10 protein-coding genes and 1 pseudogene are annotated in these 14,001 nt (G+C 58.6%); 5 read left to right on the forward strand and 6 right to left on the reverse strand.

Going from position 1 to position 14,001, the window contains the following annotated elements:
• Positions 1 to 149 precede the first annotated feature (149 nt).
• Positions 150 to 1,616: a hypothetical protein gene (locus FHX05_RS16325; RefSeq protein WP_183872997.1), complete on the forward strand. Its 1,467-nt coding sequence runs from the start codon at positions 150 to 152 to the stop codon at positions 1,614 to 1,616.
• Here the strand turns inward: FHX05_RS16325 and FHX05_RS16330 are convergent.
• Positions 1,569 to 2,711, reverse strand: a complete 1,143-nt coding sequence (locus FHX05_RS16330; RefSeq protein WP_183872999.1) for a glycosyltransferase family 4 protein — start codon at positions 2,709 to 2,711, stop codon at positions 1,569 to 1,571. The two genes, FHX05_RS16325 and FHX05_RS16330, sit on opposite strands and share 48 nt — an antisense overlap.
• Positions 2,708 to 4,120, reverse strand: coding sequence for a lipopolysaccharide biosynthesis protein (locus FHX05_RS16335; protein WP_246698972.1), 1,413 nt, complete (start codon positions 4,118 to 4,120; stop codon positions 2,708 to 2,710). The genes FHX05_RS16330 and FHX05_RS16335 overlap by 4 nt, the downstream gene beginning before the upstream one ends.
• A 243-nt stretch (positions 4,121 to 4,363) precedes the next feature.
• On the opposite strand from FHX05_RS16335, the gene FHX05_RS16340 reads away from it, so the two are divergent.
• From FHX05_RS16340 to FHX05_RS16350, 3 genes are read left to right on the forward strand one after another with little or no spacing between them, the layout of a single operon-like run.
• The gene (locus FHX05_RS16340) at positions 4,364 to 6,517 is read left to right on the forward strand and encodes a GumC family protein (protein ID WP_183873001.1); all 2,154 of its coding nucleotides are present in this window, start codon (positions 4,364 to 4,366) and stop codon (positions 6,515 to 6,517) included.
• A gap of 2 nt (positions 6,518 to 6,519) precedes the next feature.
• Complete coding sequence (locus FHX05_RS16345) at positions 6,520 to 7,647, forward strand: cellulase family glycosylhydrolase (RefSeq protein WP_183873003.1); 1,128 nt, start codon at positions 6,520 to 6,522, stop codon at positions 7,645 to 7,647.
• Between the two features lie 59 nt (positions 7,648 to 7,706).
• On the forward strand, positions 7,707 to 9,260 hold the full coding sequence (locus FHX05_RS16350) for a hypothetical protein (protein WP_183873005.1): 1,554 nt from the start codon (positions 7,707 to 7,709) through the stop codon (positions 9,258 to 9,260).
• 124 nt (positions 9,261 to 9,384) lie between these two features.
• On the opposite strand, the gene FHX05_RS16355 is transcribed toward FHX05_RS16350, so the two are convergent.
• From FHX05_RS16355 to FHX05_RS16365, 3 genes are all read right to left on the reverse strand, one after another.
• Positions 9,385 to 10,131 carry a hypothetical protein gene (locus tag FHX05_RS16355; protein ID WP_183873571.1) on the reverse strand — a complete coding sequence of 249 codons (747 nt, stop codon included), beginning with the start codon at positions 10,129 to 10,131 and terminating at the stop codon, positions 9,385 to 9,387.
• Positions 10,132 to 10,382: 251 nt separating this feature from the next.
• Positions 10,383 to 11,636, reverse strand: a complete 1,254-nt coding sequence (locus tag FHX05_RS16360) for an NAD(P)/FAD-dependent oxidoreductase (protein WP_112603316.1) — start codon at positions 11,634 to 11,636, stop codon at positions 10,383 to 10,385.
• A complete protein-coding gene (locus FHX05_RS16365) occupies positions 11,633 to 12,439 on the reverse strand; it encodes a WecB/TagA/CpsF family glycosyltransferase (protein WP_246698973.1) in 807 nt (268 codons plus the stop codon). The genes FHX05_RS16360 and FHX05_RS16365 overlap by 4 nt, the downstream gene beginning before the upstream one ends.
• A 557-nt stretch (positions 12,440 to 12,996) precedes the next feature.
• On the opposite strand from FHX05_RS16365, the pseudogene FHX05_RS16370 reads away from it, so the two are divergent.
• A pseudogene (locus FHX05_RS16370) lies at positions 12,997 to 13,232 on the forward strand (GNAT family N-acetyltransferase); the annotation flags it as partial.
• Positions 13,233 to 13,259: 27 nt separating this feature from the next.
• Here the strand turns inward: FHX05_RS16370 and FHX05_RS16375 are convergent.
• Complete coding sequence (locus FHX05_RS16375; protein ID WP_183712286.1) at positions 13,260 to 13,886, reverse strand: LysE family translocator; 627 nt, start codon at positions 13,884 to 13,886, stop codon at positions 13,260 to 13,262.
• Positions 13,887 to 14,001: the final 115 nt, after the last annotated feature.

Consider the following 14,001-nt stretch of genomic DNA (forward strand, 5'->3'; position numbering starts at 1 on the left):
AACTCGGCTGATCAAAAGGCGGTTGAACGGTAGCAGCAAAGCTCCGTTCTGCAATACAACTTCAGAATAACCTGAAAGTAAGCTTTCCCGAATAAATATAGTTTCCAGGTCTCCGAGGCTCGCCGAGGCTGCTGCTGATTGGAAACGCCATGCCATCGATCGATATCATCGTTCCGAAGTATGCGCCGCGCCGATGGCAGGAAATCGTGGTCGCGCGTCTGCAGGCAGAAGGGCACGATATCGCTGTCGTACATGAAGCCGGGTCGAATGCGTGGCCGGCCGCCATCAATACAGCCTTGGCTATCGAGCGAAAAATCTTCCGCCGGCGCGATCTGGCGCTTGCCGCTCCTCTGTCGGAGATCCCCGCCCGCAGTCGCGATAGGTCTGCAGTCCTTCGGCTGGATCTTACCGGCCACGCTGCGCCATCGGACGTTCCGACCATCACATTGCGGTTCGACGGGGCGCGGTCGGACCTGTCGGTCGCGAGGTCGGTTGCCGCTGGCGCTTTGCCTGTTATCGATGCCGTCCTGGACGGAAAAACGGTGGTAGGTCGAGCCTGGCCGATGATCGATCGGCGGGAAACCGTGTCGCTTGGCGCGGAGGATGTGCTCGCCCGTGCCGTCACGCTTGCTGTTTCCACGGTTCGTGCCTTTGCCGAAAACCGGCTCGTTATGAACGAACCGGTGTCCACAGTATCTGAGAATCTCGTCAGTGGAGCGCTGGGCTTTGCATCCGCTTGTCTGACCGGCGCCTTGCCACGCCTGGGCCGAGAAGCGATGCGACGCGCGCGCTTCCGCCACGCGCATTGGCGCGTGGGCTATCGCTTCATAGATGGGCCGGGTGTTGCGAGCAGCTGTGAGCTTGGCGATGGCTGGTCCGTGCTGCCGGATGCGGGAGATCGCTTCTATGCCGATCCCTTTCCGTTTCAATGGCAGGATCGTTTCTTCCTGTTCGTGGAAGATTATCCGCATGCGACCGGCAAGGCAGTCATCTCGGTCGTGGCGTTCGATGCCACAGGGAAGCCTGGAGAGCCGCGATGCGTGCTGGAAGAGCCTTACCATCTGTCCTACCCGCAGGTCTTCGAGCGCGACGGCGCGATCTGGATGCTTCCTGAGGCAAGTTCAGGCGGAAAACTCATCCTCTATCGCTCGATAGAGTTTCCGGATCGCTGGGCTCCCGAGGCCGTGCTCATCGAAGGCGAGATTTCCGATGCGACCCTGCTCGAACATGGCGGACAACTCTGGTTGTTTGCGACCAATCGCGATGGTCACGGCAGTACGTCCGATACGCTCGTAGTCTTTCACGCACCACGGCTTGCCGGCCCCTGGACGCCGCATGTGTTGAACCCGGTTCTCATCGATCGTCGCATGGCACGCCCGGGCGGCGCCTTCGTCCGCAAGCGGAGTAGTATCTATCTGCCGGTCCAAGACGGAACGCTCGGCTATGGCGGCGGGCTCGGCATCTCGCAGTTGCTGGAACTGGATGAGAAGACGGTTCGCCTGTCGCCGCCCCGACCGATTGCGGCGCGTGGCGACTGGCCCTATCCGAAAATCCATACGCTCAATCGTTCAGGCCGACTGGAGGTGATCGACGGGATTGCAGCCGTGCGGAAGTGAGCGGGACAGAAGCAGGGCTTCATAGCCGGCGCACATGCGCGCCGGCGAATATTGTTCCTTCAGTTGCCGTCCGGCGGCGGCCAGTCGGGCGGCTAGCTCGGGCCTGGCGATGAGTTCGGTAAGTCCTTCGGCCATTCCCTTCGCATCGGCATCGACGAAGAGTGCGGCTGCTTCGCCCTCATCTGTGGTTAGGACCTCCCGCAGGACATCGAGCTTGCTTGCAACCACCGGCAGCCCGGAAATGGCCGCTTCGACTGCGGCAAGACCAAAGGTTTCCGTCAACGAGGAAAAAGCATAGGCGTCTCCCGCTGCGAGGAACTCGAAAATGCGTGAGGGAGGTACTTCGCCGACGAGATGCAGCCTGTCGGTGACGCCATTGGCTTCGGCAAAAGCGACAATCGCATCCTGTTCGGGGCCGGTGCCGGCGATGGCAATATGAATGTCGGACAGATGGACGAGGGCGCCGACGAGCGCGATCTGATTTTTCGATGGCGCCATGCGGCCCGAAGAGACGGCGAGCCAGGCTTCTTGAGGAAGACCGAAGGCCGCGCGCGCCGCCGCCTTGTCGACGGCGACCGAGGGCGCAGGAACGCCGTGGTCGATGCGGGACATCCGGCGCCGGTAGGCTTTCGGAAAGCTGTCGAACTGCGCTTCCGTCCAACTCGAATTGACGATGTTGGCATGATAGGCGCCGAAAGTGCCCATCAGCTTGTCTATCTGCGTCAGAATCCCCCTGACGCCTCTGGTCTGTGGCGCACCGCTCTGGTTTGCGATGATCAAGTCCACGCCGGCGAGCCGCGCGCCGATGGTGCCAAAAATATTGCCATAGTGCTGGAAGGTGACGACCGCATCCGGCCGAGCGTTGCGCAGGTAACCCGCAAGTCCGATGGCAGCCCTTATCTGGCCTAGCAAGCCGCGCGGCGGCTTGGTGAGGATGAAATCGGCGTGCGGATCGCGGTCGTAGACCTCGGTCTTCCGATACATGAAGACGGTGCGAACCTCATGGCCGCGCGCGCGCAATCCCTCGCCGACCATATCCGAAATTCGCTGTGCTCCGCCCGCTTCCGCCTGGGTTTGGACCTGAATGATTTTCATGAACGGCCTTTTAGGAAAGAGCGGGCGGCAAGTGCGTCTTCGCCGGCGAGGAAGCCGAGGATTGACGGGTTGATGCCGATGGTGCGGCGTGCGATGAACACGGCGGTCACGCACCAAACGATGATCGTGCCGGCGATGGCGAGCGCCGCACCGATCGGGCCGAGCCAATAGGTTAGCACGGCCGTCGCGCAGAGCCCGAAGGTGTTGACGATAACCAGCAGCTTGAAAAGCGCGTGCTGAAGGCCCGTCAGCTGCATCAGGATTTCGGTCGGCCCGCAAGCAGTGCCGATTGTCGCGCCGATGCCGAAGATGATCAGCGTTACCTGCATCGTCGGCGTGGCATAGGCATGATTGAAGATCGACAGAATCAGGTCGCCGAAGATCAGGAACGATACCAGCACGCACAAGGCGATGATGAAGCCGCCCAGAGCGGCAAGACTGGTGATACGCTGCACATGTGCCTTGTCCCCGGTGTAGAAGGCAGCCGAGATCTGCGGCGCAAGCGCCTGGTTGATGCCGTTGAGTGCCAATACGACCAGCCGCATCGTTCGATCCGCGACGAAAATCGCGCCGGCGGCCTCGGGGCCGAGAATGGCCGCGACCAGCAAGGTGCTTGCCTGGCTAAGCGCCGGCGGTAGCGCGGTAACGCCCCATAGCCCGAGCGTCACCGTCTTGAATTCGGTCTTCTGTTCTGTCGTCAGCGGGCCACGCTGGGCGCGGATCGTATCGCGAAAGAGGACAAATGTCTGGGGTGCGATCATCAGGAGCAGCAACCCGGCTGTGAGATAGGTTGCGGCAACTGCGCTCATCTTCAGCTGCATGAAATGTGCGAGCACGAAAACCGGGATTGCCACTGCTCGCCAAACGACATCGCGCGGCAGCAGTGCGAAGATCAACGCATTCTTGGCGCGAAGAGCACAGGCGACGAATTCCGACCAGCCGAGCGCGAAAGCCAACACCATGGTCGCCACGCAGATCGGGAGCCATTCGGGCATCTGAGCGCCAGCGAATGGCAAGAAGCCGATGATGAGAATGAGCAGGCTGAAGCCTGCAAGCCCCATGAGAGCGACAAGGATGGAGCGGGCCATCATGCCGTTTGCGGAGTTCAGGTCGTTGTTGCCGGCATATTGCGGCCAGAACCTGAGCACGGCGCTTTGCTGGCCGACTATGGCGAAGAAGGAGACTAGGCTCGCTCCGGCATAGGCGGCGCTATAAAGGCCGAACTGCCGTTCATTGGTCGTCATGGCGACGGCGACGAACATCAGGAACGAGAGGCCGGCGCTGGCAAGCTTGATCACACCGGCAACGGCGCCGCTCCTGGCTAGAGCGCCGATCGACAAGCGCAGGTTGCTCGCTGGCGGCGGCGTTTCGGCCGATAAAGTATCGCTGCTGCCAGCTTTCTCACTCAACGACCTGTTCCCGTGTTGATTGCTGTCGACCGAATGGCCCATAGCACCTGAAATAGAATGCATCTCTAATATCGTAAGTACTCATGCTTGCGCCAGAACGAAGTCGCAACATGGTTACTTGCGATATCTGAAGTTGATCACACGCTCTGGTGTAAATTCAACGGATGATTAACATTATTCACTAATACTGAATTTAGTGATGTGTGATGAGCCGGAGACCCGCGGCCCGCGGAGAGGAACTGGATGAAGCCGTTTAACATTGACGAGCGCTCGCTTCCGCCGCTGTTCGATGTCGGTGCCGTGTGGACCATCCTGTGGCAACGCTGGCTGACCGTGCTGGCAAGCACTTTGGCCGTGCTCCTGCTGGCGCTGGCTTACCTTGTGGTGGCAAAGCCGAGCTATACCGCGACAGCTTCCGTCATGATCGATCCACGCGATCCGCGCGCGACGAATCTCAACAATGTTCTGCCCGGCATCGGCAGTGACAGCGCGGCCATCGCGAGCCAGGTATTCGTGATTGAATCGCGCGACCTGCTGATGAAGGTCTTTGAGAGCGAAAACATCGAAAACGATCCCGAATTTGCAAGCGGCGGTCTGCTGTCGCGTATCGGTCTGGCTTCGCATCCCGCGAAGGATTCGATCTTCAGGAGCTTTCAGCGTGCCGTCACCGTGGAGCGTGCCGGGCTTACCTATGTCATCGATGTCAGTTTTGCATCCCGCTATTCCGACAAAGCGGCCCGGATCGCCAATGCGATTGTCAATCGCTACAGGGCCGGTCTGTCGGGGGAGCGAGAAACTGCAAACAGCGACGTAAACTCCCTGCTTGCGAGCCGGATCGGCAATCTCCAGAAGAACGTCAGCGATGCCGAGCAGGAGGTCGGAGATTTCAAGGTCTCGCATCAGATTCTGGATGCTTCCGCCGGAGGCACACTGCAGTCCCAGATCGACAAGCTTACGGATCAGTTGATCAGCGCGCGAAGCGAGGCGGACCAGGCCAAGGATAAATATGCCCAGGCGGTTGCCGCAGGCACCTCACCGGCGGGTCTTGCCAAGCTTTCGGAAATCCTGTCTTCCGAGGCTACGGTCAAACTCCGCGAAAACTACAATCAGCGGGCGGCCGACCTCGCCAATTACGAGGCCATGTATCAGCCGCGCCATCCGATCATCAAAAGGCTGCGATCCGAACTGGACAGGATGCAGGGCCTCATGACCATCGAGGCGCAGCGGATCACGCGGGAATTGAAGGCAAAGTCCGATCTCGCCGCGCAAAACGTCGCAGCACTTCAGGCAAAGCTCGATGATCTCCGCCAGAAGCTGGAAAGCTCAAATGCCGCGCAGGTGCAGTTGCGGCAGCTGGAGGCGAAGACGAAGGCGGCGCGCACTGTCCTTGACGATTTCCTGAAGCGCGCCGAGGAAACATCGCAGATGCAGGGCCTGCAGCTACAGGAGGCGCGGGTAATCAGCGCTGCCGCTCCGCCGGTGCAGCCGACCTGGCCCAAGCCGCTGCTGCTCTTGCCGGTCAGTGTAGCGCTTGGCCTTATTATCGGCTGTGGTCTTGCCCTGGTGCGCGGCCCCAAACATCAGCCGGAGCAAGATCCGACGAGCCCCATAAGAGGCAGCCTCCTCGGCGTCGAGCCTCCTCGGCATGCCGTAAAGGAGACCGTAAAACCGGAGCCGGTCAATCTTGGAGAGTATCGGCTGCCTGGTCTTGCCGGCTCCGGCGCCTATCTCAGCATCCGCGCGATGCGAAGACGCTTTTTCCAGGCCGGAAACGAAGCCTTTTCACGGGATGTGTTGCAGCTCATGCGACGCATCATTCTGCATCTGACCGAGCATCCGAAGCCTTACGTGCTGCTGGTCTCATCGCTTCATACGCCGGTTGCGGCGAGACTGGCGGGGGCAATAGTCGGCATTGGCCTGCAACAGGCCGAACAGAACGTACTTGTGGTCGAGTTTGGCGATCAGCCGGGTCCGGGAGCATCGGCGCATAGTGGTAACGGTGTCTTCGTGAGCGGTGCGAGCGGTCTGCGAACGGTCGTATACAACAGGCCAGTTGCCGAGAATGGGAAGCCACCGGGAGGTCTCGGCCTTGACGACATTTTGGCCACTGCCGGCTCCTTCGATTTCGTGCTTCTAATGGGACCTTCCATCGTTGGCAGCTGGGATCCCGCGCTTTTTGCCGAAGCGGATCTCATGCTTTTTGCGCTCAGCCCGGCCGAGGAAGCGGGGGAAATCACCAGCTTGCTTCGTCAGCGCCTCGATGCCGATCAGATCGGGCGCAGCGCCACGTTGACAATTGCACCGGAGCAGACAGAGACGCAAGGTGGCGAGGTGGTGCGAGCGATCCGATCGGCTGACGACGGAGAGCAGGGCAGCCGAATCTCTGCGAGGGGGTGACCGTGGGGCGCAGCTTGCGATCGACGTTGCTATCACGCCGAAGCGCTCTCAAGCTGGCAGGCGGCTCCATTCTGGCTGCTCTTCCGGCTGCCGGCGCGGCCCGTGCGGCGGCCAAGCCCATCGTGCCTTCATGCGGCATCAATCTGCCGGGATGGTTCGATCGTGGCGATGGCGTGGCGCCAAGCGAGCCTGTGCTCGAAAAGCTTCGTCAATTGGGCTTTCAAACGATCCGTTTGCCGATCAATGGCGATCTACTGTCGGCAGGCGATACGACCACCCTGCGTCGCATCGAGGCTGGCGTGGCCGACCTCAATCGGCTGGGATTCTCGGTCCTTGCCGACATGCATCCTTCCGAAAGTCTACATACGGCGCTCCGTCAGGATTTCGAGGCCGGTTCGCAAAGGGTGGCCGAGGCATGGATGGCGCTAGGCAGCGTCCTTGCGAACCTTTCGGATGAGGCGGTCTATGCAGAATTGTTAAACGAGCCGCCTCTGCGAAATGACGCGTGGCTTCAACTAAGGCAACGGCTCGCCGAGGTCGTGCGATCGAAATGTCCTAACCATACGCTGATCTGGGGGCCGTCACCCTCTCAGGGCATCTGGGAAATAGGCGAGACGCCGCCCCTTGCCGACGATAATCAGATTGCTGCCATTCATTTCTATTCACCCACGGCCTTCACTCATCAATGCGAGACCTGGGATGCGTCGCCGTTGGCGCGGATTTCGAATTTGCCCTTTCCCGCGACCATCGAGACGTCGCGGGTACAGCAGAGCATCGGAAAGCTGCGAGCGGCCGGGGACGAGCAGGCGGCAAGCCTTATCGAGGAACAATTGGCGACACCCTGGACGGAGGCTGCGATCGCCGCCGAATTTATGAAGTTGAGGCGCTGGTCCGAGACATATGACTGCCCTGTCATGATGAACGAATTTGGCGTCCTCAACTTCTGCGTCGATGCCGAAAGCCGTCGGTTCTGGGTTCGGGCCGTGCGGCAGGCGGCCGAGAGCAACAAGATCGGCTGGGCCTATTGGGAGCTTGATCAAGGTTTTGGCATCATCAGGAGCAGAGGCAGCATTGAGGGCTTCGATGACGCCATGATCGCGGCACTTCTGGATAGCAGCAACGGCGGCTGAAAAGCGGCGGAATATGGCCATGTGGAACGGCAACTGATGCGGATAAATGGAGATTGGCGATGAGTATTACCGGAGGTCGCGCCGGCTTCGGGGCGGGAGGCCTGAGCGGACTTCGTTCGGACGCCCTTTTCCATCTTTTCATCGCCATCCTCGCGGTCGTCGCTTCCGTCTCTGCCTTCGCTGTCTGGACCCCGTTCGGGGTTGCCGCGACATTCGCGTTGACGCTGGTTTTGTCGATTGCTCAACCTGGCTGCATCCCGCTCGTCATTGCCTGCTCTTTTCTCTATCAAAATCTCGTGGTCGCCTGGTTCACGCCTTTCGTGCCCGATCACAATACGTTCGATGCGCTGCGCGGTGCCAATTTCGTCATTCTCATGACTGCATTCGGCGCCTTCGCGATGGCTTCTTTCCAGTATCGGGTGAGGGCTCTGACCGAATTGCGGCCATGGCTGACATTTAGCTTCATGCTCTGCGGTATAGTGAGTTTTTATCTTGCGCTCGGCGCTGTTCATGGCGGGCCGAAGGATGCCGTCATCTATTTCCGCAATACGATCACCCCACTTGCATGTTTCCACATCGCCATTCTCGCAGCCAGCCTCTATCCCGTTGATCTGCGCAAGGGCATCTTTTGGCTCTGCGCCGTTGCCATCATCTACGGTTATCTGGAACAGATTTTCCGGATGGATTTCCTGAGCCTGTTTCATGGCGATCTCTATATTCACCGTGGTCTGAAGGCTCAGATCGAGGCCGGTGTATGGGAAAAGAAGCTGAAGGAGACCGGTTTCGTGCTTCGGGGTATCGAAGACACGATGATGACGACCTTTTTCAATATCAAGCTGTTCAGCGACCTGTTTCCGCCGATCTTTCGCAATGGCGGCCCGAATTTTCACCCGATCAGCTATGCCTACGGCTTGAGCATCATGTCTGCCTGGCTCCTCTTCAAGGGGCGCTGGCTGCTGCCGATTGCGGCCTTGCCGCTATTGCTCGTCATCGGCTCCAAAGGCGCGACATTCATGCTGCTTGTCGCGATCGGCGCCCGGCTGATCTATCGCCCATCGCGCGCGGAACTGACGCTGCTTGCCGTCGTCGCGCTTGCGGTCGTCTGGACGGTCGCTGCCATCCTCTTCGGCGCCACCCACGGCGACTACCATGTTCTCGGCCTGATCGCAGGCGTTCGCGAATTCCTGCACAATCCGTTCGGGCAGGGCCTGGGGATCGGCGGCAATCTTTCGAGTACGAGCCTCAATCTGGATTGGGACCGGGCGCAGGACGAGGGCGTCGCCTCCGTCCCGGTTGAAAGCGCTGTTGGCGTCATGCTCTACCAGATGGGCATGGGCAGTTTCGTCTTCTTCGGCTTTCTTGCCGCATTGGCGCTGTCTGCCCGCAGGCAGCTGCTCGCCACCGGTGAGCCGGATTTCCTCTTTGCCTTCGTCGCGATCATCACGATTGCGTCCAATGCGGTATTGCAGGAAGAGGCATTCTTCTCACCGCTCGCCCTCGGCTTCTGTCTTCTGCTTGTCGGTGTTTCCTTTGGAACGCGATGGCGCTTGCTCGGTATTTCGCGAGGCATGTGCAGCCAGCCGGGCGAGCATATGTCGTCGCCCTCGCTTTGAGCCTGTTGATCTTCTGTCTTGCTTGCATGGCGCCATTCATTCGGTGGAAGGAATAGCCCGATTGGACTGTGCACAGTCCTTTGCGGAAGCTGCAAAAAAACCGACTTCGGCTCTTTATCAAGAATCAGGAGCCGAAGATGACGAGCTCCGTGAATGTCAGGTCACCAAGCGAGGGCGGTTTCGGACCTTTGAAATATTTCGTTCCGCTTCCGGCAAAGTAACGTCCGACGAGACCGGACACCGGCCCGTTCGCGTCGACGACGCAGAGAAATATGCCTTTTCGCAGGAGATGGCGACCAAGTGCGCCGGCACACCGGCTGAGCTCCTGGGGCGTGCGGCTGTAAATCACCTGGGCACTCGGGACAATGCCATGGAAGATGCGGCGTGTCTTGAAAACGAAGGGAAAGGCTTTGTCGCCATCGACACAAATCAACGACAGGCATCCGAGTGCCGCATGCTGGAGAAGAATCTCCCTATCGCCCTCCGAGAGCATCGACATTTCGGCAAGGCCGGGACTTGCTTCGAGCACCCGATAAGGCTGCCTCACAGCACTCAGTATCGGCAGGAACGCCAGTTGCCCGTCCGCATAGCGGCGAAAGCCGAGCGCTTCATTGACCTTTATCGTTCCCGGCGCCGGCGAAACGTTGATGTAGGTGACATTCTTTCGTCTGAGCGCCGCGATAACCATCTTGCCGGCGAAAGCGCGGTATTCCGGATCGACGGACCAGCTCGACAGATTGCAGCGGAGCTCTTCTCCTTCCAGTCCTTCATGCCGGAAATAAAGCGCCAGCAGGACACCGACGATGCGTCCGGACATGTCCAGAACGAAGCCGTATTTCGGCAGATCGGGCACGAAAGGCCGTTTTTCCATCCGTATGACGGCGCGCTCCCAATAGCTTCGATCGCGCGTCGGAAAATTTCTGCGGAGACAATCGATGATACCATCCCAATCGCTCTCCTCGATTGATCGGCAAGTAAGTCCGGGAGGAAATGCGCCTAAAACTGCCATGATAAACTCCGTAATATTATCAATGTAGCGTCGCGTTTTTCACATTTCGGAAACATACACTATTTCTATTAGTGAATATTTCTCGAAGCAGTGTTTCTTGCTTGTCGCCCCAGCTATGCCGCGGGTTTAGAGTCCAGCACGGCGGATCGCAGCGTAGATCTGGTGCGTATCGTCTTGAGCTGATGAAGCTTTGCGGCGAGAGCAGGACTTATGCTTTCGATGCCGTATAGGATGCGTCGCCGCGTGATATGGAACTGGCGGCGCAGACGCCACCCGACATCGGTTTTCGCGGTCAGATTGAAGTGGCGATCGGCCATTTGCACCGAACCGATATCCATATCAGCCTTTTTCGGGTCGTCGTAATAGGCGGCGATCCTGGTATGATCGATAGCGGTTTCTGTCATCCATTGCGGGACATATGTGCGGCATAGGCGCTCAACATCGGTCAGAAGCCGGCTGACGCCGAGGCCCGTCGCCGGGCAGGAGGTCAAATAGGCGTCTCCGATGAGCACGACACCGTCCTGTCGGCAATTCTCGGCCAGCGTAATCTCGGTGAGCCAGCTGTCGATCCTGCTGGCAATCTCGAAGTCACCAAAATGATCGACGAGCGATGGGAAGGCGGCGATGAGCGCCTGCTTTGGATCGTCATGCAGTGACCTGACCCAGGAATCTCGTGGATCGCGAAACAGGAAAAGATTGGCACGTGTTGCATCGGCGACCGGAAATAGATCGAGACGATCGATGCCGTCACCGTCTCCATGATAGCGCAGGGCTGTATGGCGAAATCTATTGGATTGCAGCGGACGAATGTTGAAGCCGAATGCAAGAGGGCGCCTCTCGCCGATCGATTTGTGCGAAATGCCAAGATCCCGGTGGAGCATATCCCCCATGCCGGTTGCGAGCACCAATAGGCGAGCAGTCAGTTCATCCTTGCCGAGAATTGAAATCCGCTGCTGCTTGGCGCTCGTCCGCAAGCCGGTGACTTGACCGACGACGAAATTCACCGTCTCCGGTAATGCCGCGCGCATCGCGCCAACGAGTCTGTTGTAGAAAAAGCCGTAATGCTGGCCGTGTGTCCGATCCAATATGCGCCCCCTGTGCAGATTGACGATGTCGTCGAAGGGCGCAGCAACCTTGAACAAGGGGGCGAGCAATTGAAGCTGCTCGAGTTTTTCGATCTCTCCACGACCGATTTTCTCAACGCGGAACTCCTGCGGAAAGACACGATGACGGTCAATGAGCGTCACCCGATATCCCGCTCGGCCGAGCAGGCAGGCGGTAAGCGTGCCGGAAAGCCCGCCACCGACGATGGCTATGTCGGTGTCCGTTTCGGTGGCCGACGGTTCGGGATATCGCCTGTTCATCATTTCGAATACCTCAGGATCGCGTAGATGGCGTAAGGATTGGTCGTCAGGTAGCGCCAGAACAGGCGGCGGGGCTCCATCAGCATGCGCCAGAACCACTCGAAGCCGGCCCGTTGGATCCACATGGGCGCTCTCTTCGTTTTCTCCGCCAGATGATCGAAGAGCCCGCCTGAGGTCTTGATGACGCCGACATTGGCAAGCCGTGCGGCAAAATCGTGCACGAATATCTGCTCGCGCGGAACACCAAGGCCGATCCATAATATGTCGGGAGCAAGTGCGTTGATTTCATCAAGTTTCTGCTCCAGAGCTTCCCCCGCAAGATAGCCGTGGCAATGACCCACAATGCGCAGGCCGGGATAACGGGTTTGCACGGCGGCAACGGCCTGATGGTTTGCGGTCTCGCTCGCTCCCAGGAGATAGAAGCTCACGCCCTTCTTTTCGGCCAGTTCGGCAACATCATGGAACAGGTCGGTCGTTGCCACGCGCTCGGGGAGCTGTACTCGGCAGAGCAGGCGAGAGGCCATGACGAGGGGTTGGCCGTCAGCCAGGATCTGATCGGCTTCCTTGAAGAGCTTGGCGATATTGGCATCGGCATGAACGCGTGCGACGACCTCGCCATTGGCTGATGTAAAGTAATAGGGCCGGCTGTCGCGGCGGCGGCGCGCTACATCGATCATGAAGGAGGCGGCATTGCGCCGATTGACGACGGTGATGGGCAATCCGCCGATCAGCACGCTTGGAAGCACAAGCGGATAATCTTGAGCGGGAATGGCGGCTGCGTGTTCGGGCGCGTCGGCCAGCTGCATTTGGCTCTCCTGATTTGAAATCTGCTTTTCGGAAACAAGATGTGCACGGGTGGCCTCTGCCTCGCTGAGGTCTGATTTCTCGGCGCTATTGTTGATTGAGTAAGCTCTTTCTGAATAATTTTGAGAGTCTGTACCAATATCTTGCACATCCATTACCTCCGATTGCGTAATGGTTAGCTAATATTGGCCGGAAAGTTAAGGCGTTTATTAGTATTCAGTTAATATGTAAATTTCTAAATAAATAATATTCGTATAAACTGAACTTCTTTTCCAGGCCGGATTGCCTAGGAAGGAACGGATATTTCTGAAATAATTTCAGAGGCTTGATCGCCCGCAAGTAATTCCGTTCGCGCAAGGTAATAGGAGTGATGATAGCGTTTCGCGGCTGCGAAGGAGCAGGTCGGCAGAGCTTCCTGTCAAAGTGATGCTGTCGCCGCGTGCCGGATCCAAACGGAATACGACCATGGCGTTAGCGCGTTTTTGGACAGCGATACGACGCAGCTGCTGGAGCTGTCCGGTGAGTGCAATCATTGAGATTGCAGGGTGCATCCTCCAGCATGCGGCAGATGGGATTTGCCGAGCTTAGTGGCCTCTGCAGCCACCTCGATTTTCAGGGGCGCGGCCTCGGCGCCTTGCTCTTCCATTTCATGGCTGGCGAGATTTCGGCGCGCGGTGAGACTGCCTATCTGCATGCCTATATTACGAATGCGCAGGCCATCGCTCTCTATGAAGCGATGGGCTTCGCAGCCGCTCGGAGATGAACTTGTCAGTCGTCAAGCGGCAGCCGGTTTGATTTGTCGGTAGTCGCCGCAAAGGCGGGTTACTGCTGCTGCAGCGCGAGCCTGAAACCCAAAGCCATATAGATCGTGCCGATGACCTTTCCCTGCCATCGGCCGATCGTGCGGTTGCGGCGCAGCCAGCCACCGATCGAGCCGGCGCCGACCGCCAGAAGCGAGGTGACGCTGATGCTGAGGATGACGAAAATCGCTCCCAGCAGCGCAAATTGCCCGATGACGGACCCACTTTCCGGATGAATGAACTGCGGCAGGAAGGCCAGGAAGAAAAGCGCTGTTTTCGGGTTGAGAATCTCGGTGAAGAAACCCTGGCGAAGCGCACGCATAGGAGTGATGGCCTGCGCAGTCGGCAGATCGATGCTGCCGCTTTTCTCGACAAAAGCCTTGAACCCCAGATAGATCAGATAGATGACGCCGGCATATTTGACGATCTCGAAGGCCAGTGCGGACGTGGCGAGCAAGGCCGACAACCCGAAGGTCGCCATCATCGTATGGAAAAGATCGCCGGCAGCGATGCCGATGCCGGTTGCCAATCCCACGCGCTTGCCGCCGCTGACCGCTCTGGCGAGCGTGAGCAATGTAGCAGGCCCGGGAATGACCATCAGGCCCAGCACCACCACCGTATAAGTCGTCAAAACACCGAGGCTGACCATCGATCTCTCTGAAATTGCGTGCCGCGGCAAATCCCTTAGGCAACATAAAAACTTGATATCAGCTATTGTTAGCTGGTTTGAAGATTAATCGATCTGAAGACCCTTGCAACAGCCA

The organism is Rhizobium sp. BK491 (genome assembly GCF_014194925.1).
Classification (GTDB): Bacteria; Pseudomonadota; Alphaproteobacteria; order Rhizobiales; family Rhizobiaceae; genus Rhizobium.

Excerpts from the sequence above, each read along its gene's own strand:
- FHX05_RS16340 (WP_183873001.1), top strand. The coding sequence starts at position 4,364 with ATGAAGCCGTTTAACATTGACGAGCGCTCGCTTCCGCCGCTGTTCGAT.
- FHX05_RS16375 (WP_183712286.1), bottom strand. The coding sequence starts at position 13,886 with ATGGTCAGCCTCGGTGTTTTGACGACTTATACGGTGGTGGTGCTGGGC.
- FHX05_RS16350 (WP_183873005.1), top strand. The coding sequence starts at position 7,707 with ATGAGTATTACCGGAGGTCGCGCCGGCTTCGGGGCGGGAGGCCTGAGC.
- FHX05_RS16355 (WP_183873571.1), bottom strand. The coding sequence starts at position 10,131 with ATGGAAAAACGGCCTTTCGTGCCCGATCTGCCGAAATACGGCTTCGTT.
- FHX05_RS16365 (WP_246698973.1), bottom strand. The coding sequence starts at position 12,439 with ATGCAGCTGGCCGACGCGCCCGAACACGCAGCCGCCATTCCCGCTCAA.
- FHX05_RS16325 (WP_183872997.1), top strand. The coding sequence starts at position 150 with ATGCCATCGATCGATATCATCGTTCCGAAGTATGCGCCGCGCCGATGG.
- FHX05_RS16360 (WP_112603316.1), bottom strand. The coding sequence starts at position 11,636 with ATGATGAACAGGCGATATCCCGAACCGTCGGCCACCGAAACGGACACC.
- FHX05_RS16330 (WP_183872999.1), bottom strand. The coding sequence starts at position 2,711 with ATGAAAATCATTCAGGTCCAAACCCAGGCGGAAGCGGGCGGAGCACAG.